We start from the raw sequence: 21,259 nt of genomic DNA, 5'->3' as shown, positions 1-21,259 counted from the left end.
GCGCCCTGCTTCGGCGGACGCAGGCGGGCTACGAGAACAGCATGAGCACTATGCCGATCAGCGGCAGGATGCCCTGGACGAGCGCCGGACGCAGGTACCCGCGGCCGGTCGTCACCAGCACGATGGACGCCGCGAGCATGCTCCCCATCGTGAAGTAGATGAGCGCCAGCCCCGCCGCGTGCGCCCCGACGCCGAACAGGATCAGCCCGACGATCGCGCCGATCGCGAGGAAGAGGTTGTAGAACCCCTGGTTGTACGCCATCGGCCGGGTCGTGTTCGCCGCCGCCTGGTCGGCGACCCCGAACCGTTTCCACACGGCGGGCCGCGCCCACCCCACGCTCTCCATGAAGAAGATCCCGACATGGAGCGCAGCAGCCAGCGTGACGACGACGGTCGCGAGGACGATCATGCGGTCAGCCTAGTGGCGCGGCGGGCGTCAGGCCCGGACGTCGACCACCGTGCGCCCGCGCAGCCGCCCGGCCAGGATGTCCTCCGCCGCCGGGATCGCCTCCGCGAGCGGGACGAACCGCGTCATCGCGGCGAGCGCCTCCTCGTCCAGGTCGGTCGCCAGCCGTCGCCACGCCGTCTCGCGCAGGGCGGCCGGCGCCTCCACCGAGTTGATCCCGGTGAGCGTGACCGCCCGCAGGATGAACGGCATCACCGTCGCCGGGAGGTCCGGCCCCTGCGCGAGCCCGCACGCCGCGACCGTCCCGCCGTACCGGGTCTGCGCGAGCACGTTCGCGAGCGTGTGGCTGCCCACCGAGTCCACCGCTCCGGCCCACCGCTGGCTCTGCAGCGGCCGCCCCTCGACGGACAGCTCCTCCCGGTCGATGATCGCCGTCGCCCCGAGGTCGGTGAGGTAGCCGGTAAGTTCTTCCGACCGCCCCGTGGAGGCCGTGACCGGGTAACCGAGTTTCGCCAGCAGGGCGACCGCGACCGACCCGACCCCGCCCGCCGCTCCCGTCACCAGCACGCTCGACCCCGCGGCGTGCACGGCCTCCGGCGCGACTCCGTTGCGCTCCAGCGCGAGCACGGCCAGCATCGCTGTGAACCCCGCGGTCCCGATCGCCGCCGCCTGCTCGGAGCTGAGCGCGTCCGGCACCCGGACCAGCGCGTCCCCGCGCACCCGCGCACGCTCGGCCAGCCCGCCGTGATGGCTCTCCCCGATCCCGTCGCCGTTGAGCACGACCCGGTCGCCCGGTCGCCACCGCGGATCGTCGGAGGCCTCCACGACGCCCACCAGGTCGATGCCGGGGATGAGCGGCGACACCCGCGCGACCCCCGGCTTCCCGGCGATGGCGAGGCCGTCCTTGTAGTTGAGGTCGGAGAACTCGACGGCGATCGTCACGTCCCCCGGCATCAGGAACTCGTCGGTCAGCCGCCGCACCTCGGCGGTGTGCGCGAGGATGCGGGAGCCCTCCTTCTCCTGCTCGATGACGATGGCACGGAAGTCGTTCATGCGGGTCCTTCGATCGTGGCGACGGGTGAGGGGAGGAGTGAGCGGGAGGTCGGGGGCTAATTCAGTACCGGCACATCCGCCGGCAGCTCCCCGCCCGCGTACAGCTCCGCCGCCGTCCGCTGCAGGGCGGCGAGCGCCACGCGCTGCGTCCACGGCCCGTACGAGACGCGCGCGACGCCCAGCTCACGCAGCCGCGCCGGCGGCAGCGACCCCGGCGCCCCGATGACGCTGAGCTTCCGTTCCCCGAGTCCGGCGACGAGCTGCGTCACCGTCTCCTCGTCGAGGCGGCCCGGCACGAACACGCAGGTGGCGCCTTCGTCGAGGAACGCTCGCCCGCGGCGGATCGCCTCCTCGGTCTTCTCCGCGGCCGTCGGGTACGTGTTGCGGAGCCAGACGTCCGTGCGCGCGTTGAGTGCGAACGGCACGCCCTCGGCATCGGCCGCGGCGACGGCCGCCCGCACGTGGGCGACGGCCTCCTCGAACGGGCGCAGCTGGTCCTCCAGGTTCGCCCCCACCGCACCGACGCCGATCGCCCGACGGATCGTCTCGCCCGGGTCGCCGTACCCGCCTTCGAGGTCGGCGCTCACCGGGAGGTCGGTGGCCGCCACGATGCGCCCGACCATGTCGAGCATCAGGTCGAGCGGGATGTGCTCACCGTCCTCGTACCCGAGCGTGGCCGCGATCGAGTGGCTGGCCGTGGCCAGCGCGCGGGTCTCGGGCAAGGCGGCGACGGCCTTCGCGCTGATCGCATCCCACACGTTGACGACCTGCAGCAGCTCGGGGCCGTCGTGGAGGCGGCGCAGCTCGGCGCCGCGTTCGGTGATGGAGGTCATGACGCCACCCTACGACCCGCGCCCGGTGCGCTCTAGGATGAGCGCATGGCGGGCGCCGCTGAGCCGGAGGTGCCGCCGCGAGCGGAGTCCGCGGCGGGCGGGGGAGGGCCGTCCGAGTCGCCGTCGGCCGTGGCGCCTGGTGTGGCCGAGTCGCAGTCCGCCGGGGCGCCGGGTCCGGCTGAGTCGCCGTCGGCCGTGGCGCCGGGTCCGGCTGAGTCGCCGTCGGCCGTGGCGCCGGGTCCGGCTGAGTCGCGGTCCGCCGTGCCGCCGGGTCCGGCTAAGTCGCCGTCCGCCGTGCCGCCCGGACCGTCCGAGTCGCCGTCCACCGCCACGCCCGTCCCGGTCAAGACCCTCTCGGCCACCGGCCGGCGGGTGTCCATCAACGCCGTCGTCGACAACGTCTTCTTCGTGTTCGGCGGCGTCGCCGCCGTCTGGCTGGCGTGGCTCATCTTCACCGAGAGCTTCGCGTGGGGGTGGTTCCTGCTCCTTTTCTTCATCGTCTTCTGGATCGTCCTCGCCTACCTCGTGCTGCCGCGGCTGCACCGCATCCTCACCCAGATCTACGTGCCGGACTACTTCATCGGCCGCGCCCGCACCAGCGACGGGCTCCTCGGCGACCCGATCAACCTGGCGCTGCTGGGATCGGAGGCGCAGCTCGACGAAGCGATGACCGAGGCCGGCTGGACGCGCGCCGACGACGTGACCGCCGCCTCCAGCCGCCGCATCATCACCTCCACGCTGCTGCGCCGCAGCTACGATGAGGCTCCGGTGAGCCCGCTCTTCCTGTTCGCGCACCAGCAGGACGTCGCCTACCAGCAGGAGGTCACCGGCAACCCGGCCAAGCGCCACCACGTCCGGTTCTGGCGCTGCCCGGAGGGCTGGCTGCTGCCGGGAGGCCACCGCGTCGACTGGCTGGCGGCCGGGACCTTCGACCGCACAGTCGGCTTCTCTCTTTTCACTCTGCAGATCACGCACAAGATCGACGCGAACACGGACATCGAGCGCGACCACATCGTCTCGACCCTCGTGGGAGCCGATATCGGCGCGGAGGTCGCCGTGATCCGCGACTTCTCGTCCGGTTATCACGCACGCAACGGCGGCGGCGACGCCATCGAGACGGACGGCGACCTGCCCGTCGTGGACCTGTCCGAGGTGCTGGTGGAACCCCGCGCCGTCGAGGTGGCTGCCGAGGCCGACCAGCGTCGCGTCGCCCGCGCCGAGCACCGCCCGGTGCCGACCACGCTCGGCTTCCTGCTCATGCTGCTGCGCGTGCTGGCTGGTGTGCTGACGGTGGTGCTGACCCTGCTCGCCTGGCCGCTGTTCATCCGCTCGGAGCTCGTGTCGGCGACCGGCAAGGCTCTCACCGCCTCGGAGCAGCAGAGCGCGGACCTGGTCTTCGGCATCGCGATGGGCCTGTTCGCCGCCGGCCTGGTGTTCTACTTCGCGATCGCCCTGCTCGTCTTCTCGGGAAGCAACTGGGCCCGCATCGTCGCCATGTCGTACAGCGCGCTGCTGATCATCGTCGCCGCGATCGACTTCTTCAACGGCGGCGAGCAGGTCACCCTCCGGACCAACATTCTCGGCCTCCCGCTCGACATCCTGGTGGTGCTGGCCCTGTCGTCCCAGCGCGCACGCCTGTGGGCCCGACGCCCCCGGCAGCGCCCTCGACGCCCCCGGCAGCGCCCCCGACGCGGAGGCGCCCGCGCGACGAGCACCGCGGGATCGACCGCTGCCGCCCAAAAGACGGCCGCCTAGAAGACTGCCGCCCGGCAGGCTCCAGCCCTCACATCAACTTCTTCCCATCCGTCCCTCCCGCCTTCAGCGCCGACTCCTCGGCGTCCAGGAACGCCAGCACCGACCGCACGGCCAGCTCCTGGTAGCGCCCTTCAGCCCGCGCCTCGAGGACCGCCTGCCGTTCCGCCATGATCATCGACCGCCGCAGCTTGCGGTATTCCAGCGGAGCCGCGACCTCCGCGTCGGGCGTCGGGTTCTCCAGCGCCTCCGAGAGGAACACCGCGTTGATGCGCAGCCGTTCGAGCACCCGTTCGTCCTCCTGGCCGGTCACCCGGGACTCCAGGTGCTCCAGCCCGGCCGCCTGCGCCTCGGCGAGCAGGCGCTCCATCTCGCCGGCCTCCTGGGCGAAGTCCGGGGGCGGCAGCTTGAGCCGGCGGATGACCCACGGCAGCGCGAGCCCTTCCAGCAGTGTCGCCACCACTACCACGAACGCCAGGAACTGCAGGAACTCCCGGTGGGGCGTCGACGGCGGCAGCAGGAACACCGCGGCCAGCGTCACCACCCCGCGGATCCCGGCGAACGACACCGCGATGCCGGTCGGCCACGTCCACCCGCGCTCCCGTAACCGCTGCGGCCCGTACCGGTAGAACGCGGTCGTGCCGACCATCCAGAGGAACCGCGCCAGGAACAGCGCGAGCAGCACCGCGATGCTGATCCACACCGTCTGCGCCACCGTGATCCCCGAGCGGAACGCCGAGCTCAGGATGCTCGACAGCTCCAGCCCGATGAAGAGGAAGACCGCGTTCTCCAGCAGGAACTCGATGGTCCGCCAGTTGATGGTCTCCGCGATCCGCGCCTCTGCCGTCTGGATGGTGGGCGAGCGGTAGCCGAGGTACAGGCCGGCGACGACGACCGACAGGATGCCCGACCCGTGCAGGAACTGCGACGGGATGAACGCCAGGTACGGGGTGATCAGCCCGATGGAGGTGTCCAGCACGGGGGAGCGGAGCTGCTTGCGGATCAGCGAGAGAACCCACCCCACCAGCAGCCCCATCCCGACCCCGACGACGACGGCGATCACGAAGTCGCCGGCGATGGCCCACGGGTTCACGATGCTGACGATGGCGGCGATGCTCGCGTTCAGTGCCACCAGCGCGGTCGCGTCGTTGAGCAGGCTCTCGCCCTCCAGCACGGTGACGAGTCGCCGAGGGAGGTGCACCCGCCCCGCGATAGCGGTGACCGCCACCGTGTCCGTCGGCGCCACCACCGCTCCGAAAGCGAAGGCGGCCGCGACCGTGATCGCCGGCACCACCAGCCAGGTCGTGAACCCGACCACGACCACCGTGAACACCACCAGCCCCACCGAGAGCAGGAGGATGCCGTCGCGCCGGGCGCGCACATCGACGATCGAGGTCTGGATGGCCGCCGCGAACAGCAGCGGCGGCAGCAGCCCGTAGAGCACGATCTCGGGCTCCAGCGCCACATGCGGCACCCCGGGGATGAAGGACGCGATCGCGCCCACGACGACCAGCACGACGGGCGCCGACCAGTTCACGCGACGCGAGAGGCCCGTGACCGTGACCGTCACCACGACGAAGGACACGATCCAGACGATGGTGATGACCGGATCCATGAGGTTCATCTTGGCCGCAACGCGAAACGGCCAGCAATGGTTCCCGCGAATCCGTGGAGAACGCGCCGATCCCGCAGCCTGTGGAGGACTACCGCGGGCTACTGCGGACGACCGCGGACTGCCCCCGCGTCACGCCGCGTGCGCCGCGCACTCCAGCACGCCGCACTCCTCGCAGACCACCATCTGCTCTCGGCACGACGCGTCGCTGCAGTTCCGCATCCGCTCGGTCGCCGCCCCGCACCCCGCACAGCGCCCGACCACCGCGGCATGATCCGAGAACCGCACCGACCCGCGCCCGTCGAAGACGTACAGCGACCCCTCCCAGAGTCCGTCGTCGCCGAAGCGCTCGCCGTAGCGGACCACGCCGCCGTCGAGCTGGTAGACCTCGCCGAATCCGCGCGACCGCATCAGCCCGGACAGCACTTCGCACCGGATCCCGCCGGTGCAGTACGTCACGACCGGTTTGTCCTTGAGGTGGTCGTACCTCCCGCTCTCGAGCTCCGCGACGAACTCGCGGGTCGTCGCCACGTCGGGCACGACGGCCCCGCGGAACCGGCCGATCTCGGCCTCGAACCGGTTGCGCCCGTCGAAGAAGACCACGTCGTCGCGCGTCTCCAGGAGGTCGTGCAGCGCGTCCGGATCGAGCCGCTCGCCGCCACCGACGACGCCCGACGCATCCACCCGCAGCTCCGACGGCGCACCGAACGACACGATCTCCTCGCGCACGCGCACCGAGAGCCGCGGGAAGTCCAGGCTCCCGCCGGTGTCGTCGAGCCCCGACCCTTCGCTCCACTTCACGTCGAGGTCGCGGAACGCCGCGTACTCCTTCGTCTTGCGCAGGTATCGCTTGAGCGCGCCGAGCTCCCCGCCCACGGTTCCGTTGATGCCGTCCGGCGAGAGGAGGATGCGCCCGCGCAGCCCGAGCGCCTCGCACAGGTCGCGCTGCCACAGCCGCACCGCGTCCGGGTCCGGCAGCGGTGCGAAGGCGTAGAACAGGAGGACTTTCGCGACGGGCACCGGGGGATGCTAGCAGCGGCGACTGCGAGAACAGACAGATTCGTTCGTCATCCGTTCAGCGGAATGGACCAGAGTGGTTGTATGCGAACCATCGTCATCCTCCCCACGTACAACGAGCGGGAGAACATCGGACCCGTGGTCGGGCGGATCCGCGCCTCGGCGCCGGAGGTCGACGTCCTCGTGGTCGACGACGGTTCGCCGGACGGCACAGGCGAGATCGCGGATGCGCTCGCCGCGACCGATGCCAACGTCAAGGTGCTGCATCGCGCCGGCAAGGAGGGCCTCGGCGCCGCCTACCGTGCCGGGATGGCCTGGGCGCTCGACGCCGGGTACGACGCGGTCGTCGAGATGGACGCGGACGGCTCGCACCGCCCGGAGGAGCTCCCCTCCCTGCTCGCGGCGCTCCGTCAGCTCCCGCAGGGCGACGGGGCGGTCGGCGCCGACCTCGTGCTCGGCTCCCGCTGGGTCGAGGGCGGCGGTGTGGTCAACTGGCCGGCTCGCCGGCGGTTCCTCTCCAAGGGCGGCAGCACGTACTCCCGCCTCTGGCTGGGCGTCCCGGCGAAAGACGTGACCGGCGGCTATCGCGCGTTCACCGCCGACGCGCTGCGCCGCATCCACTTCGAGGACGTCGAGAGCCAGGGTTACTGCTTCCAGATCGACATGCTGCGCCGCGCATACGACGCCGGCCTCGCGGTCGTGGAGGTGCCGATCACGTTCGTCGAGCGCGAGCACGGCGTCTCCAAGATGAGCGGCAACATCGTCGCCGAGGCCATGCTCCGCGTCACCGGCTGGGGGATCGTCGGCCTCCCGCGCCGCTTCCGCCGCCGTCCCGTCCCCGCGACCGTCACGGAGACCACACAGCAGGCGTAGCGTGTGCGCCATGTCGAAAGATCCGCTGGAGCGCTTCGGCGCCGTTCCTCAGTTCACCGTCACGAGCGACGATGTCGCCGACGACCGCCCGCTGGACCGCGCGCAATGGGGCGCGGGCGGAGGCGGTGGCGACATCTCTCCGCAGCTCTCGTGGAGCGGGTTCCCCGCTGAGACGAAGAGCTTCGCGGTCACCATCCACGACCCGGACGCCCCGACCGGCTCGGGATTCTGGCACTGGGCCGTCTACAACATCCCGGCTTCGGTGACCTCGCTGCCGTCCGGCGCGGGAGCCCAGGGCGGCGCGAGCCTCCCGCAGGGTGCCGCCATGCTCTCCAACGAGCTGGGCTCGAAGAGCTTCACCGGCGCGGGGCCGCCTCCCGGAACCGGCACGCACCACTACAACATCGTCGTGCACGCGCTCGATGTCGCCCACCTCGACCTCGACCCGGAGTCGACGCCGGCCATCCTCGGCTTCAACGCGCACTTCCACTCGCTGGGCCGCGCCGTCATCGTCCCGGTCGCGACCGCGGGGGACATCTAGGCCGCCCGCGCCCGGCTCAGTGCTTGTTCCCGGTCAGCGCGAGGATGCCGCCGAGCCCGATCATCAGCACCCCGCCGGTCGCGCCGAGCCGCTCGACCCGCTTCGGGGACCGCCCGAACCACGCCCGGGCGGTCCCTGCGGCGAGCGCCCACACGCTGTCGAACGTCAACGCCAGCAGCAGGAACACCACCCCGAGCTCGAACAGCTGCGCAGGGATCCCGCCCGCCTGGTAGTCGACGAACTGCGGCAGCACCGCCACGAAGATCACCAGCGACTTCGGGTTGGTCAACCCGACCAGCATGCCCTCGCCGATGATGCGCCAGTGCGAGCGCCGCGGCGGCGTCGCCTCGTGCGTGACCGCCGTGTGCCTGCGGTGCCGGATCGCCTGCACCCCGAGGTAGATCAGGTACGCCGCGCCCGCGAACTTCACGATCGTGAACGCGACCATCGACTGCGCGACGAGCGCCCCGATCCCGAGCGAGACGGCGACCACCAGCGGCAGCATCCCGAGCGCGTTGCCCAGCACGCTGAGCAGGCCGCCGAGTCTCCCGAGCGCCAGCGACCGGCCGATCACGAACAGCACGCTCGGCCCCGGGATGACGATGAGCGCGATCGACGCGAGCGCGAACGCGAGCAGGGAGGGCGCCGGGACCATAGCAGGAGCGTAGGGGAGGTAGGTTCGTTACGTGAAGCTCCACAACGTTCGTGTGCACAGAAGTGACGAGAACCTCGCCCGTCAGGACCAGCTCGCCTGGAAGATCGCGGAGGTCGCCGCCGACCCGGTCGAGGTCGACTCCGAGGTCGCCGACATGGTCATCAACCGCGTCATCGACAACGCCGCGGTGGCCGCCGCCTCCCTCACCCGCAGGCCCGTCGTCTCGGCGCGCTCGCAGGCGCTGGCGCACCCCCTGCCGACCGCGGAGTTGGAGGAGCTGACCTCCTCCACCGAGCACCCGCAGGACGGCTCGACCGTCTTCGGCGAATCGCAGCAGCTGCGGGTCAGCCCCGAGTGGGCCGCCTGGGCGAACGGCGTCGCCGTGCGCGAACTCGACTACCACGACACCTTCCTCGCCGCCGAGTACTCGCACCCCGGCGACAACATCCCGCCGATCACCGCCGTCGCGCAGCACGCCGCCCGCGCCTTCGGGCTGACCGGCCGCGACCTGGTCCGCGGCATCGCGACCGGCTACGAGATCCAGATCGACCTCGCGAAGGCGATCAGCCTGCACGCCCACAAGATCGACCACGTCGCCCACCTCGGCCCGAGCGCCGCCGCCGGCATCGGCACGCTGCTGCACCTCCCGGCGGAGACGATCTTCCAGGCCATCGGCCAGGCCCTGCACACCACCACAGCCACCCGCCAGTCGCGCAAGGGCGAGATCTCGAGTTGGAAGGCGCACGCCCCCGCGTTCGCCGGCAAGATGGCCGTCGAGGCGATCGACCGGGCGATGCGCGGCGAGACCAGCCCGACGCCGATCTACGAGGGCGAGGACGGCGTGATCGCCTGGCTGCTCGACGGCCCGTCCGCGTCCTACGACGTGCCGCTGCCGGAGGCCGGAGAGGCCAAGCGCGCCATCCTCGACTCCTATACCAAGGAGCACTCGGCCGAGTACCAGGCGCAGGCCTGGATCGACCTCGCCCGCAGGCTCCACAAGGAGCACCCGGAGGCCGCCGACCCCGAACGTGTGGAGAGCATCGTCATCCACACCTCGCACCACACCCACTACGTGATCGGCTCGGGAGCGAACGACCCGCAGAAGTACGACCCGACCGCCTCCCGCGAGACGCTCGACCACAGCATCCCGTACATCTTCACCGTCGCACTGCAGGACGGCGGCTGGCACCACGTGGAGTCCTACCTCCCGACCCGCGCCGCCCGTCCCGACACCGTCGCGCTCTGGGGCAAGGTCACCACGACCGAGGACCCGGAGTGGACCCGCCGCTACCACTCGATCGACCCCGCTGAGAAAGCGTTCGGCGGCCGCGTGGTCATCACGCTCGCCGACGGCCGCGTGATCGAGGACCAGATCGCCGTCGCCGACGCCCACCCGCTCGGCGCCCGGCCCTTCGCCCGCGCCGACTACGTCGCCAAGTTCCGCTCCCTCGCGGCCGACGTGCTCGAGGAGGCCGAGATCGAGCGCTTCCTCGCCCTGGCCGAGCGTCTCCCCGAGCTCTCCGCCGCCGAGCTCGGCGGCCTCACCATCACCGCGCGCCCTGGCCTGCTGGCCGGCGTCCCCGCGCCGAGAGGACTGTTCTGATGCTGTACTCCTCCATTCCCGTGCACGAGAAGCGCGTCGCCTTCCGCAAGCGGCTGGCGTCCGGCGAGCTGGTCCGGATGCCCGGCGCCTTCAACCCGCTGAGCGCGCGCCTCATCGAGCGCAAAGGCTTCGAGGGCGTCTACATCTCCGGCGCCGTGCTGTCCGCCGAGCTCGGCCTCCCGGACATCGGGCTCACCACGCTGACGGAGGTGGCCGGCCGCTCCGCCCAGATTTCGCGGATGACCGACCTCCCGACGCTGGTCGACGCCGACACCGGTTTCGGCGAGCCGATGAACGTCGCCCGCACCGTGCAGACGCTGGAGGACGCCGGGGTCGCCGGCCTCCATATCGAGGACCAGGTGAACCCCAAGCGCTGTGGCCACCTCGACGGCAAGCAGGTCGTGGACGAGGACACCGCGCTCAAGCGCATCCGCGCCGCCGCCGATGCCCGGCGCGACCCGAACCTGCTCATCATGGCGCGCACCGACATCCGCGCCGTGGAGGGCCTGAATGCCGCGATCGACCGGGCCAAAGCACTGGTCGACGCCGGCGCCGACGCGATCTTCCCGGAGGCGATGGCCGACCTGTCCGAGTTCGCAGCGATCCGCTCGGCCGTGGACGTGCCGATCCTCGCCAACATGACCGAGTTCGGCAAGAGCGACCTCTTCACCGTCGACCAGCTCCGCGACATCGGCGTCAACATCGTCATCTGGCCCGTCTCACTGCTCCGCCTCGCGATGGGCGCCGCCGAGCGCGGTCTCGACCAGGTCCTCTCCGAGGGCACCCTGGAGCCGATGCTCGGGTCGATGCAGCATCGCGCGGAACTCTACGACCTGATTGACTACGAGGGTTACAACGCGTTCGACACCTCTGTCTACAACTTCGAGGTGCGCCGCTGAGCACTGCTCACGCCGCGTCCAGCACGAGTCACGACCACAGCAGCGAAGGAGCAGCACAATGACCGACCCCGAGATCCACAAGGGCCTCGCCGGCGTCGTCGTGGACACCACGACCATCTCGTCCGTCAACCCGCAGACCAACTCGCTGCTCTACCGCGGCTACCCGGTGCAGGAGCTGGCCGCGAAGTGCTCGTTCGAGGAGGTCGCCTGGCTGCTGTGGCACGGTGAACTGCCGACGCCGGAGGAGCTGGCGGACTTCCAGAAGCTGGAGCGCGGCCTGCGCCGTCTGGACGACCGCACCCGCCGCGTACTGGACGACATCCCCGTCTCCGCGCACCCGATGGATGCCCTGCGCACCGCGGTGAGCCAGCTCGGCGGGATGGACCCGACCCTGGAGCAGCCGAACGGCATCCTCGACCCCGAGCTCAACCTCAGCCGCGCCGTGCACCTCTTCGCCCAGCTCCCGACGATCGTCGCCTACATCCAGCGCCGTCGCCACGGCCTGGACCTGGTCGAGTCGCGGGACGATCTCGACTACGCGGAGAACTTCCTCTGGCTGACGTTCGGCGAGGTGCCGGACGACGTGGTCGTGAACGCCTTCCGCGTCTCGCTGGTGCTGTACGCCGAGCACTCCTTCAACGCTTCCACGTTCACCGCACGCGTGATCGCCTCCACGCTGTCGGACGTCTACTCCGCCGTCACCGGCGCGATCGGTGCGCTCAAGGGCCCGCTGCACGGCGGCGCGAACGAGGCCGTCATGCACGCGTTCGACGAGATCGGCAGCGCCGACCGGGCCGAGGCGTGGCTCGACGAGGCCCTCGCCGGCAAGCGCAAGATCATGGGCTTCGGCCACCGCGTCTACAAGAACGGCGACTCGCGCGTCCCCACTATGCGGGCCTCGCTGGAGACCCTGGTCGAGCACTACGACCGCCAGGACATGCTCGACCTCTACAACGCGCTCGAGCAGGCGATGGGCGACCGCAAGAACATCAAGCCCAATCTGGACTACCCGTCCGGGCCGGCCTACAACCTGATGGGCTTCGACACCGAGACCTTCACCCCGCTGTTCGCCGCGGCCCGTGTCACCGGCTGGACCGCCCACATCTTCGAGCAGTACGCCGCCAACTCCCTCATCCGCCCCCTCTCCCTCTACACCGGCCCCGCCGAGCGCCACCTCCCCTGACCGCGCCCCGCCGCGAACAACGGAGGAGACCAGCCCCTTCCGGGCCTGATCTCCTCCGTTGACTGCTTTTCAGCCTCTCCGCGCGGTGACCTCCTCCGCTGTCACCGCCACAGCAGCAGCGCGTCCCCCTGCCCACCGCCGCCGCACAGCGCCACAGCCGCCCGTCCGGACCCGCGCCGCGCCAGCTCATGCGCCGCATGCCCCGCCAGCCGCGCCCCGGACGCCCCGATCGGGTGCCCGAGCGCGATCGCACCACCGTGGATGTTGACCTTCTCCGCATCGAGGCCCAAGTCCGCCGTCGACTGCAGCGCCACCGCGGCGAAAGCCTCGTTGATCTCCACCAGGTCCAGGTCGTCGACGCTCCACCCGGCCCGCTTCAGCGCCGCGTTGATCGCGTTCGACGGCTGCGAGTGCAGGGAATTGTCCGGCCCCGCGACCTGCCCGCTGGCACCGACCACCGCCAGCCACTCCAGTCCCAGCCGCTCGGCGTTCTCCCGCGACGTCAGGATGAGCGCCGCCGCTCCATCGCTCAGCGGCGACGAGTTACCGGCCGTGAGCGTCCCGCCCTCCGCGAAGCTCGGCCGCAGCTTGGCGAGCACCTCCACCGTCGAGTCCGGCCGTACGCCCTCATCCGCGGACACGACGACCGGGTCCCCCTTGCGCTGCGGGATGCTGACCGGTGCGATCTCCTCCGCGAACACCCCGGAGGCCGCCGCGGCTCCCGCACGCTGGTGCGACGACGCGGCGAACGCGTCCTGTGCCTCGCGCGTGAGCCCGAGCTTCTCCGTGTAGCCCTCGGTGGAGGCGCCCATCGAAATCTTGTCGAACGCATCCGTCAGCCCGTCGTAGGCTGCCGTGTCCAACGCTTCGAGCGAGCCGTACGTCCAGCCCTTCCGCGATCCCGGCAGGATGTGCGGCGCGTTCGTCATCGACTCCTGACCGCCGGCGGCCACCACTGTCGCCTCGCCGGCGCGGATGAGCCGGGCGGCGTCGATCACGGCCGCGAGCCCGGACAGGCACACCTTGTTGATCGTCGTCGCCGGCACATCCCAGCCGATACCAGCGCCGATGGCCGTCTGCCGGGCCGGGTTCTGGCCCGCGCCGGCCTGCAGCACCTGACCGAAGATCACGGTGTCGATGTCGGACGCCTGGATCCCGGACTGCTCGATCGCCTTCCGCAGCGCGATGGTGCCGAGCTGCACGGCGGTCTGGCTCGCGAGCGCGCCGGTGACCTTGCCGAGCGGCGTGCGCGCGGCCGAGAGGATGACGACATCGTAGGGGCGGGGTTCGGGGAGGGTGCTGGTCATTGCGGGGCGACTCCTTCGTCGGTCGATTCTCTCCACCATTGTCATCCACAGGTGGAGGCCGCTGGCCAGTTCTCCACAGATTGAGACGATCGGCCACGAACGACCCCGTGGGCTTCCTAGCGTGGACGCATGTCCGAGCCGGAAACCGTAGAGGAGCCCCTTTCCCATGTACCCAGTCACGACCGCCCGCGCGAGCGGATGCGCCGGCTCGGTGTCGGTTCGCTCACCGACGACGAAGTCCTCGCCCTCGTCCTCGGCTCCGGCCAGATGGGGCGGAATGTCCTGTCCCTCGCGCGCGCCATCCTGGCCCGTTGCGGCGGGTTCCCCGGACTCGCGACGATGGACTTCGCCCGGCTGGAGACCCTGCCGGGCGTCGGCCCCGCGACAGCAGGGCGGCTCGTCGCCATCATCGAGATCTGGCGCCGCGCCGGGCGGTCATCCTCGTGGACGCGGCTGGTCGACCACGAGGCCATCGCGGAGGTCGTCCGGCCCGAGCTGCTTCATCGCGACAGTGAGCGCTTCGTCGTGGTCGTCGCCGATCGCGCGGCCCGGCCGCTGGAGCTGGTGCTCGTCCGCGACGGAGGCGTCGACGAGCGGTCGATCCAGCCCGCCGACATCCTTCAGGCCGTCCTCACCCGCGGCGGACGGTCCTTCGCCGTCGCGCACAACCATCCGTCGGGGTCGCTCGACCCGTCCGTGGCCGATACCGTTCTCACCCGCAGGCTCGATCAGGCGGCCGCGACCATCGGGCTCCGCTTCCTCGGCCACATCCTGGTGGCGGGAGAGCAGTGGACCGCGCTCTCTGCTACGGGGTCAGTCGCGTCGGTCCGCGGAAGAGATAGGTCGTCTCGCGCAGGTTGGCGAGGTGAAGCATCAGCATGAGCACACGCGCCAGCCCCATCCCGAACCCGCCGTGCGGCGGGATGCCGTAGCGGAAGGTCGCGAGCACGTCCTCCAGCTCCTCCACCGAGAGACCCTTGTCCGCGGCCTGCTCCTCGAGGATGTCGACGCGGTGCTCGCGCTGAGCGCCCGTGGAGATCTCGACGCCGTTGAAGATCAGGTCGTAGCTCTTGGTGATCGACGGGTCCTCGGCGTGACGCATGTGGTAGTACGGCCGGATGCTCGACGCGTAGTCCGTGAGGAACACGAACTCGTGGCCGTAGGTCTCCTTCACGTACGCGGAGATCCGGCGCTCGCCCTCGGGGTCCATGTCGTCGTCCGCGCGCGGCACCTCGTACCCGTGCTCGGCGACGATGCGCTTCGCCTCGGCCAGCGGGATGCGCGGGAACGGAGTCGTCGGTACGGTCACCTCGACGCCGAACAGCGCCTCGATCTCCGCGCCGTGCTTCTCCTTGACCGCCGTGAAGCCGGCGACGAGGAGGTCCTCGTGCACCTTCATGACGTCCTCGTGGCTGTCGATCCAGCTCAGCTCGGTGTCCACGCTCGTGAACTCCGTCGCGTGCCGGCTGGTGAAGCTGGGGTCGGCGCGGAACGCCGGGCCGATCTCGAACACCCGGCCGAACCCGGCCGCCTGCGCCATCTGCTTGAAGATCTGCGGGCTCTGCGCGAGGTAGGCGGTCGTCTCGAAGTAGGGCAGCTCGAACAGCTCCGCGCGCGACTCCGAGGCCGACGCCATCAGCTTCGGCGTGTGGATCTCGATGAAGCCGTTGTCCACCCAGTACTGCCGCATCGCGTGCTCGAGCGTGGTCTGAACGCGGAAGATCAGGTTGTGCTTCGGCTCGCGGAGGTCGAGGAAGCGCCAGTCCATGCGCTTGTCGATGCCGCTGTCCGCGGCAATCGGCGTCTCCGGGATGGCGGCCGTCTCGACTTCGAGGGTGTTCAGCTTGATCTCGATGCCGCCGAGCTTGACCCGCTCGTCGTGCTTGAGCTCGCCGGTGGCGCGCACGAACGACCCCTGCGACAGACCGGAGATGGTCGTCGCGGGCTCGTCGGCGACCACGGTGCCGTCCTCGCCGACCGTGCGCGGATTGACGAGCTGGACTGCGCCCGACTCATCGCGCAGCACGACGAACTGCACCTTCTTCTGGTCCCGGACGGTCTCGACCCATCCGGCGACGCTCACGGGGCCGTCGGGCAGGGCGGCGAGGTCTTTGATCAAAACGCGTGCGGTCACGATCGACAAGCCTACCGCCCGCACATACCGCCGGAGAGGCCCCGCGGCCTGCCTCGCACTCCCACGCTCAGTGAATTCAAGGCAAGCCGCTCCGTAGACTGGAGCGGTGGTAGCAAGCCAGGTCCATCTCGTCCGTCATGGAGAGGTGTTCAATCCCGACGGCATCCTGTACGGCAGGCTGCCGGGCTTCGGGCTGTCCAAGCTCGGCCACCGGATGGCGCAGGCCGCCGCGGACGACCTCCTGGCCCGTGGCCGGCCGGTGTCCCTGCTGCGCATGTCGCCGCTGCAGCGCACCCGCGAGTCGATGGCGCCGATCGCGGCGGCGTTCGGCCTGGAGCCCGAGGTCGACGAGCGGATCATCGAGCCCACCAACCACTTCGAGGGCACCAACATGCGCCGTGCCCTGAAGAATCCGGTCAACTGGCCGTTCCTCGTCTACCCGCCCCGGCCGAGCTGGGGGGAGGCCTACACCAGCATCGAGAAGCGGATGAAGGAGGCCGTCGACGACGCGTTCGACTCGGTCGAGTCCGGCGACGTCGTCCTGGTCAGCCACCAGCTCCCGATCTGGGTCATGCACCTTTCCGCGGCGGGGGAGAGCTTCCCGCACGACCCGCGCAAGCGGCGCTGCGCGCTCTCCAGCATCACCACCTTCGAGCGGACCACCGAGCCGGCGCCGGCTCCCCAGCCGCGCCCCGGCGAGGAGGCCGTCCCGGTCGACCCGAACGCACCTCCCGTCGTCCGGGTGGTCGAGACCGGCTACGCCGAGCCCGCCGGCAGCCTCATCACCGCCGCCACCGATGTGGGGGCCGTGTGAGCGCCGTCCGACCCTCCGTTCGCCGCCGCCTGGCGCTCCTTCTTCCTGCGGCCGCCGCAGCCACCGCGCTGCTGCTGTCGGGCTGCACCTCCAACGACGCCCTGGCCACCCAGTACCGCTCCGGCAACGGCCAGAACTACATCGCCGGCGACGGCAGCGTGAGCGAGTACGCGGCGGCGAGCCGCGGCGCCCCCGTCGCTTTCTCCGGCAAACTCGCCGACGGCACCGCCGTGTCCTCGAAGGACTACGCCGGCAAGGTCCTCGTCGTGAACTTCTGGTACGCGGGGTGCCCGCCGTGCCGGGTGGAGGCCCCCGACCTGCAGTCCCTGTCCCAGAAGTACGCGTCGCAGGGCGTCAGCTTCCTCGGCGTCAACCTCTACGACTCCGCGAGCACCGCTGCCAGCTTCGAGCAGGACAAGGGCGTGACCTACCCCTCCGTCCTCGACCGCGACACCGGCAGCGTCCTCCTCGCCTTCAGCAAGACCGTTCCCCCCAAGGCCACGCCGACCACCATCGTGATCGACAAGCAGGGCCGCGTGGCCGCCCGCATCCTCGGCGCGATCCCGGACAAGAGCATCCTCGACTCGCTCATCTCCGACGCCGTGGCCGGGAAGTGACCGTGAACGTCGGTCAGATCGTCTTCAGCGGCCAGCTCCTGCTCGCACTCCCCATAGCGCTCCTCGCGGGATTGGTCTCGTTCGCATCGCCCTGTGTGCTCCCGCTCGTGCCCGGCTACCTCGCCTATGTGGGCGGAATCAGTGACCCCGGCGCCAAGCGCGACCGCGGCCGCGTCCTGACCGGGGTCGCGCTGTTCGTCCTCGGCTTCGCCGTCGTCTTCATCGCCTACGGCGCCGCCTTCGGTGCGCTCGGGAGCTGGCTGATCCGCTGGCAGGAGGTGGTCATCCAGGTGCTCGGCGTGCTCGTCATCGTGATGGGCCTCGTCTTCATCGGCCAGTTCTCGTTCCTGCAGCGCACGATCAAGCCCACCTGGCGTCCGGCGACCGGCCTCATCGGGGCCCCACTGCTCGGTGTGGTGTTCGGGTTGGGCTGGACCCCGTGCATCGGCCCGACCCTCGCGGCGATCCTCTCGTTGAGTGTCGGTTCGGGCTCACCATGGCGAGGTGCCCTGCTTGGACTCTTCTACTGCGTCGGTCTCGGCATCCCGTTCCTCCTCGTAGCGCTCGGCTTCGACTGGGTGGCCGGCTCGGTGGCGTTCGTCAAGCGGCACATCCGTGTGGTCAACATCATCGGTGGCGCGCTGCTCGTCGTGATCGGAGTACTGATGGCCTCCGGCCTGTGGACCGACTTCATGTCCCAGTTCTTGGAGGTGATCCGCGGATTTGAGCCGGCCATCTGACCACATCGACGTCGCGCCGCCCCGCGAGGACCCGGACGTCGTCCAGCCCAAGCTCGGCCCGCTCGGCTGGCTGCGCTGGGCCTGGCGCCAGCTCACGAGCATGCGCACCGCGCTGTTCCTGCTGCTCCTGCTCGCCATCGCGGCCGTGCCCGGCTCGCTGTTCCCGCAGCGCGGGGCGGACCCGAACGGCGTCACCAAGTACTTCAGCGACAACCCGCAGCTCGCGCCGGTGCTCGACAAGTTCCAGCTCTTCGACGTCTACACGTCGTTCTGGTTCTCGGCCATCTACCTGCTGCTGTTCGCCTCGCTGATCGGCTGCATCATCCCGCGGACCGCGCACCACTTCCGCGCCCTCCGCGCCCGGCCCCCGCGCACGCCCGTCCGGCTCACCCGCATGTCGGCCTTCCAGGCGCGCATCCTCCCGGCCGAGCTGCGCGCCGACGCCCCGGACCCGATCGACTCGGCCCGCCAGGTGCTCCGTCGCTCGCGCTACCGGGTCTCCCTCTACCAGGACGCGCGCTCGACGTCGGTGTCGGCGGAGCGCGGCTACCTGCGGGAGACCGGCAACCTCGTCTTCCACATCGCCCTGCTCGGCGTGCTGTTCGCCGTCGGTATCGGCGGAGGATTCGGCTACACCGGCCAGAAGGTCGTGGTCGTCGGCCAGAGCTTCGTCAACAGCCTGCCGTCGTACAACTCGTTCAACCCGGGGCGGTTCTTCTCCGACGGGTCGCTCGAGCCGTTCTCCATCCGGGTCGACAGCCTGGATGTGGCGTACGAGACCAAGAACCCGAACGCCAAGGGCACCCCGCTCGACTACACCGCGAAGGTGACGACTAACGGGCCGGGGGACACCTCCGGGTCGTCGACGATCAAGGTCAACGATCCGCTGGCGATCGGGGGTACCAACGTCTACCTCCTCGGCAACGGCTATGCGCCGACCATCACCGTCCGGGATCCGCACGGCAAGGTGGTGTTCAGCGACTCGGTGCCGTTCATCGCCGAGGACGCGCAGCTCACGTCGCTCGGCTGGGTGAAGGTGCCCGACGGGCTCCGCGAGCAGGTCGGCATGGTCGGCTTCTTCTATCCGACGGTCGGCAAGAGCGCGACCGCCGCCGGCGCCCTGACCTCGACGTTCCCCGGCCTCAACGATCCCGTCCTCAGTCTCAACGTGTACGCCGGCGACCTCGGTGTCGACAGCGGCGTCCCGCAATCGGTGTACAGCCTGAACACCGACAAGATGACCCAGCTCGCAGGCCCCGGCACCAAGACCAAAGCCCTGCAGTTGAAGCCCGGCCAGACGGTCGAGCTCCCGAGCGGGCTCGGTACGATCTCGATGGGCGACGTCAAGCGCTACGCGTCGCTCGACGTGCACCACGACCCGGCCCAGGGCTGGGTGCTGCTCTTCGCGATCCTGATCCTGGGCGGCCTGCTGACGTCGCTCTTCGTGCCGCGCCGTCGCATCTGGGTCAAAGCAGTGGAGAACCCCGACGGCTCCCTGACCCTGGAGTACGCTGGCCTCGCCCGTGGTGAGGACCCCAACCTCCTTGCGGCTGTGACCGCCGTCGCCGACGAGCACACCGCACTCCTCACCCGAACCCCGAAGAATTAGGCTTGCACTCGTGACCGAAACCCTGTCCCAGTTGTCCACGGTCTTCATCTATGTGGCGATGGGGTTCTACGCGGCCGCGTTCATCGCGTTCGCGCTCGACCTCGCCCGCAGAGGAGCCAGAGCCACGGCCGAGGAGGCCGCGGTCGTCCCGAGCGCCGTCGCGCGCCGGGCGGAGGTCGCCCAACCGGTGGGGGCCACGGCCGCGCGGATGTCCGGGTCCGGCGGTGGAGCGGAAGCGCCTCCCGTCGCACCGCCCTCGTCTGCGCTCGGCCGGCTGTCCTCCCGGATCAGCACGCGGCTCGAGGACGACGTGATGAACGGCGCCGCCTCGTCGGCGTCGATCAAGTGGGCGTTCGGTTTCACCATCGTGGGCTGGGGCTTCCACCTGATCGCCACGGTCCTGCGCGGCATCGCCGCCGACCGGGTGCCGTGGGCCAACATGTGGGAGTTCTCGTTGACCGGCACGCTGGTCATCGTCGGCGTCTTCCTGGTCTCGAACCTCAAGTGGGACATCAAGTACCTCGGCACCTTCATCATCGGTCTGGTCCTGGTGCTCCAGGGGATCGCGCTGCTGCGGTACTACGTCCCGGTGGTCCCGTTGCAGCCGGCGCTGCAGTCGTACTGGCTGGTGATCCACATCATCGTGGCGGTGCTGGGCACGGCATTCTTCGCGCTCGGCTTCGCGCTGTCGGGGCTCCAGCTCCTGCAGTACCGGCGCGAACGCCAGATCGCGGAGTCGCAGCCGCAGCAGTTCCGGTTCCTCGCGACCCTTCCCAGCGCCGTCGCTCTCGAGAACCTGGCGTACCGGATCAACATCGTCGGCTTCATCGCCTGGACCTTCACGCTGATCGCCGGAGCCATCTGGGCCGAGAAGGCGTGGGGCCGGTATTGGGGCTGGGACACCAAGGAAGTCTGGACGTTCATCATCTGGGTGATCTACGCCGGCTACATCCACGCGCGTGCGACCCGCGGCTGGCGCGGATCGCGTTCCGCGTGGCTCGCGATCATCGGCTTCGCCGCGGTGCTCTTCAACTTCGGCGTGGTCAACGTGTTCTTCCACGGACTGCACGCCTACTCGGGGCTCGGATCCTGATCGGATTCCGCCCCTCCGCCTGACGCGGTCGCCCTTCCCGGGCGGCCGCGTTTTCGCGTCTCAGGGGGCGACTTCCGCGGAATCACGCGGATCCGGGCCTGCGACACGCCCGGGATGTACTCGGAATTTGCGACGTCCCGGAGGCCTGCGTAAAGTACTTACTTGTCACCCCAAAGGTGCGGGAGAGCGGAAGAGCTCCCCGGCCTCAAGCGGGACCGAATCCTTAGCCTAGCGGCAAAACTCAACTTGAAAGAGTTGCTTTGCTGCGCTTAGGATTAACACCCCACTCACTGAGCAGGTCTAACCGGTTCGGTTCGTGCAAATCGGATGTATCCCACGATGGATGAACGAAAGAGCGCGAAACGGCCGACTTGACAAACTGACTGAGAGTGGTAAGGTAGAGAAGTTGCCTCACAGAGAAACCCGAGAGGGTTGAAGGTGAGAGCGTCCGATCCTTGAGAACTCAACAGCGTGCACAATGTCAAATGCCAAAAACCTCGGCATTGACCCGAAGACCT

Annotated in this window: 20 protein-coding genes; 12 read left to right on the top strand and 8 right to left on the bottom strand. The window is 70.0% G+C overall.

Going from position 1 to position 21,259, the window contains the following annotated elements; all coding sequences use genetic code 11:
- Positions 1-28: 28 nt before the first annotated feature.
- Genes ABIA36_RS07200 through ABIA36_RS07190 form a run of 3 tightly spaced genes read right to left on the bottom strand, consistent with a single transcriptional unit; the run spans position 29 to position 2,292 of the window.
- Positions 29-409: a DUF1304 domain-containing protein gene (locus tag ABIA36_RS07200; protein ID WP_369961599.1), complete on the bottom strand. Its 381-nt coding sequence runs from the start codon at positions 407-409 to the stop codon at positions 29-31.
- Between the two features lie 27 nt (positions 410-436).
- Complete coding sequence (locus ABIA36_RS07195; RefSeq protein ID WP_369961598.1) at positions 437-1,459, bottom strand: MDR family oxidoreductase; 1,023 nt, start codon at positions 1,457-1,459, stop codon at positions 437-439.
- Positions 1,460-1,515: 56 nt separating this feature from the next.
- Positions 1,516-2,292, bottom strand: coding sequence for an isocitrate lyase/phosphoenolpyruvate mutase family protein (locus ABIA36_RS07190; RefSeq protein ID WP_369961597.1), 777 nt, complete (start codon positions 2,290-2,292; stop codon positions 1,516-1,518).
- Positions 2,293-2,337: 45 nt separating this feature from the next.
- Here ABIA36_RS07190 and ABIA36_RS07185 point away from each other — a divergent pair, with 45 nt between their 5' ends.
- Positions 2,338-4,047 carry an LssY C-terminal domain-containing protein gene (locus ABIA36_RS07185; RefSeq protein ID WP_369961595.1) on the top strand — a complete coding sequence of 570 codons (1,710 nt, stop codon included), beginning with the start codon at positions 2,338-2,340 and terminating at the stop codon, positions 4,045-4,047.
- A gap of 28 nt (positions 4,048-4,075) precedes the next feature.
- On the opposite strand, the gene ABIA36_RS07180 is transcribed toward ABIA36_RS07185, so the two are convergent.
- Positions 4,076-5,659 carry a Na+/H+ antiporter gene (locus ABIA36_RS07180; protein WP_369961594.1) on the bottom strand — a complete coding sequence of 528 codons (1,584 nt, stop codon included), beginning with the start codon at positions 5,657-5,659 and terminating at the stop codon, positions 4,076-4,078.
- A 129-nt stretch (positions 5,660-5,788) separates the two neighbouring features.
- Positions 5,789-6,676 carry a rhodanese-related sulfurtransferase gene (locus tag ABIA36_RS07175; protein WP_369961593.1) on the bottom strand — a complete coding sequence of 296 codons (888 nt, stop codon included), beginning with the start codon at positions 6,674-6,676 and terminating at the stop codon, positions 5,789-5,791.
- 81 nt (positions 6,677-6,757) lie between these two features.
- On the opposite strand from ABIA36_RS07175, the gene ABIA36_RS07170 reads away from it, so the two are divergent.
- Both ABIA36_RS07170 and ABIA36_RS07165 read left to right on the top strand, forming a co-directional pair.
- Complete coding sequence (locus ABIA36_RS07170; RefSeq protein WP_369961592.1) at positions 6,758-7,546, top strand: polyprenol monophosphomannose synthase; 789 nt, start codon at positions 6,758-6,760, stop codon at positions 7,544-7,546.
- A 10-nt stretch (positions 7,547-7,556) separates the two neighbouring features.
- Positions 7,557-8,087: a YbhB/YbcL family Raf kinase inhibitor-like protein gene (locus ABIA36_RS07165; RefSeq protein WP_369961591.1), complete on the top strand. Its 531-nt coding sequence runs from the start codon at positions 7,557-7,559 to the stop codon at positions 8,085-8,087.
- Between the two features lie 16 nt (positions 8,088-8,103).
- On the opposite strand, the gene ABIA36_RS07160 is transcribed toward ABIA36_RS07165, so the two are convergent.
- Entirely contained in the window at positions 8,104-8,742 is a 639-nt protein-coding gene (locus tag ABIA36_RS07160; protein WP_369961590.1) for a LysE family translocator, read from the bottom strand.
- A gap of 31 nt (positions 8,743-8,773) precedes the next feature.
- Here ABIA36_RS07160 and ABIA36_RS07155 point away from each other — a divergent pair, with 31 nt between their 5' ends.
- The 3 genes from ABIA36_RS07155 to ABIA36_RS07145 are packed head-to-tail and all read left to right on the top strand — an operon-like array spanning position 8,774 to position 12,427.
- Positions 8,774-10,345, top strand: a complete 1,572-nt coding sequence (locus tag ABIA36_RS07155; RefSeq protein WP_369961589.1) for an MmgE/PrpD family protein — start codon at positions 8,774-8,776, stop codon at positions 10,343-10,345.
- Complete coding sequence (gene prpB / locus ABIA36_RS07150) at positions 10,345-11,244, top strand: methylisocitrate lyase (protein ID WP_369961588.1); 900 nt, start codon at positions 10,345-10,347, stop codon at positions 11,242-11,244. Before ABIA36_RS07155 ends, prpB begins: the two co-directional genes overlap by 1 nt.
- Positions 11,245-11,302: 58 nt before the next feature.
- The gene (locus tag ABIA36_RS07145) at positions 11,303-12,427 is read left to right on the top strand and encodes a bifunctional 2-methylcitrate synthase/citrate synthase (protein ID WP_369961587.1); all 1,125 of its coding nucleotides are present in this window, start codon (positions 11,303-11,305) and stop codon (positions 12,425-12,427) included.
- A 101-nt stretch (positions 12,428-12,528) separates the two neighbouring features.
- On the opposite strand, the gene ABIA36_RS07140 is transcribed toward ABIA36_RS07145, so the two are convergent.
- Positions 12,529-13,734, bottom strand: a complete 1,206-nt coding sequence (locus ABIA36_RS07140) for an acetyl-CoA C-acetyltransferase (RefSeq protein ID WP_369961586.1) — start codon at positions 13,732-13,734, stop codon at positions 12,529-12,531.
- 129 nt (positions 13,735-13,863) lie between these two features.
- Here ABIA36_RS07140 and ABIA36_RS07135 point away from each other — a divergent pair, with 129 nt between their 5' ends.
- Complete coding sequence (locus ABIA36_RS07135; protein ID WP_369961585.1) at positions 13,864-14,616, top strand: RadC family protein; 753 nt, start codon at positions 13,864-13,866, stop codon at positions 14,614-14,616.
- On the opposite strand, the gene aspS is transcribed toward ABIA36_RS07135, so the two are convergent.
- Positions 14,540-15,868 (bottom strand): aspartate--tRNA(Asn) ligase, encoded by a 1,329-nt coding sequence (aspS, locus tag ABIA36_RS07130; RefSeq protein ID WP_369961584.1) that lies wholly within the window; start codon positions 15,866-15,868, stop codon positions 14,540-14,542. The two genes, ABIA36_RS07135 and aspS, sit on opposite strands and share 77 nt — an antisense overlap.
- 106 nt (positions 15,869-15,974) lie before the next feature.
- On the opposite strand from aspS, the gene ABIA36_RS07125 reads away from it, so the two are divergent.
- From ABIA36_RS07125 to ccsB, 5 genes are read left to right on the top strand one after another with little or no spacing between them, the layout of a single operon-like run.
- A complete protein-coding gene (locus ABIA36_RS07125; protein WP_369961583.1) occupies positions 15,975-16,682 on the top strand; it encodes a histidine phosphatase family protein in 708 nt (235 codons plus the stop codon).
- Positions 16,679-17,299, top strand: coding sequence for a TlpA family protein disulfide reductase (locus tag ABIA36_RS07120; protein ID WP_369961582.1), 621 nt, complete (start codon positions 16,679-16,681; stop codon positions 17,297-17,299). Before ABIA36_RS07125 ends, ABIA36_RS07120 begins: the two co-directional genes overlap by 4 nt.
- A 2-nt stretch (positions 17,300-17,301) precedes the next feature.
- A complete protein-coding gene (locus tag ABIA36_RS07115) occupies positions 17,302-18,039 on the top strand; it encodes a cytochrome c biogenesis CcdA family protein (RefSeq protein WP_369961581.1) in 738 nt (245 codons plus the stop codon).
- A complete protein-coding gene (locus tag ABIA36_RS07110) occupies positions 18,023-19,648 on the top strand; it encodes a cytochrome c biogenesis protein ResB (protein WP_369961580.1) in 1,626 nt (541 codons plus the stop codon). Before ABIA36_RS07115 ends, ABIA36_RS07110 begins: the two co-directional genes overlap by 17 nt.
- 10 nt (positions 19,649-19,658) lie before the next feature.
- Positions 19,659-20,741 (top strand): c-type cytochrome biogenesis protein CcsB, encoded by a 1,083-nt coding sequence (gene ccsB / locus ABIA36_RS07105; protein WP_369961579.1) that lies wholly within the window; start codon positions 19,659-19,661, stop codon positions 20,739-20,741.
- Positions 20,742-21,259 lie beyond the last annotated feature (518 nt).

The organism is Leifsonia sp. EB34, assembly GCF_041260585.1.
In the GTDB taxonomy this organism is placed as follows: domain Bacteria; phylum Actinomycetota; class Actinomycetes; order Actinomycetales; family Microbacteriaceae; genus Leifsonia.
Note: the sequence above shows the minus strand (reverse complement) of the source record. Positions and strands in the feature narration are given on the sequence as shown.

What these genes read in the sequence shown, in the direction of transcription:
- ABIA36_RS07200 (WP_369961599.1), bottom strand. Translation starts at nt 409, where the DNA reads ATGATCGTCCTCGCGACCGTCGTCGTCACGCTGGCTGCTGCGCTCCAT.
- ABIA36_RS07195 (WP_369961598.1), bottom strand. Translation starts at nt 1,459, where the DNA reads ATGAACGACTTCCGTGCCATCGTCATCGAGCAGGAGAAGGAGGGCTCC.
- ABIA36_RS07190 (WP_369961597.1), bottom strand. Translation starts at nt 2,292, where the DNA reads ATGACCTCCATCACCGAACGCGGCGCCGAGCTGCGCCGCCTCCACGAC.
- ABIA36_RS07185 (WP_369961595.1), top strand. Translation starts at nt 2,338, where the DNA reads ATGGCGGGCGCCGCTGAGCCGGAGGTGCCGCCGCGAGCGGAGTCCGCG.
- ABIA36_RS07180 (WP_369961594.1), bottom strand. Translation starts at nt 5,659, where the DNA reads ATGGATCCGGTCATCACCATCGTCTGGATCGTGTCCTTCGTCGTGGTG.
- ABIA36_RS07170 (WP_369961592.1), top strand. Translation starts at nt 6,758, where the DNA reads ATGCGAACCATCGTCATCCTCCCCACGTACAACGAGCGGGAGAACATC.
- ABIA36_RS07165 (WP_369961591.1), top strand. Translation starts at nt 7,557, where the DNA reads ATGTCGAAAGATCCGCTGGAGCGCTTCGGCGCCGTTCCTCAGTTCACC.
- ABIA36_RS07160 (WP_369961590.1), bottom strand. Translation starts at nt 8,742, where the DNA reads ATGGTCCCGGCGCCCTCCCTGCTCGCGTTCGCGCTCGCGTCGATCGCG.
- prpB (WP_369961588.1), top strand. Translation starts at nt 10,345, where the DNA reads ATGCTGTACTCCTCCATTCCCGTGCACGAGAAGCGCGTCGCCTTCCGC.
- ABIA36_RS07145 (WP_369961587.1), top strand. Translation starts at nt 11,303, where the DNA reads ATGACCGACCCCGAGATCCACAAGGGCCTCGCCGGCGTCGTCGTGGAC.
- ABIA36_RS07140 (WP_369961586.1), bottom strand. Translation starts at nt 13,734, where the DNA reads ATGACCAGCACCCTCCCCGAACCCCGCCCCTACGATGTCGTCATCCTC.
- ABIA36_RS07135 (WP_369961585.1), top strand. Translation starts at nt 13,864, where the DNA reads ATGTCCGAGCCGGAAACCGTAGAGGAGCCCCTTTCCCATGTACCCAGT.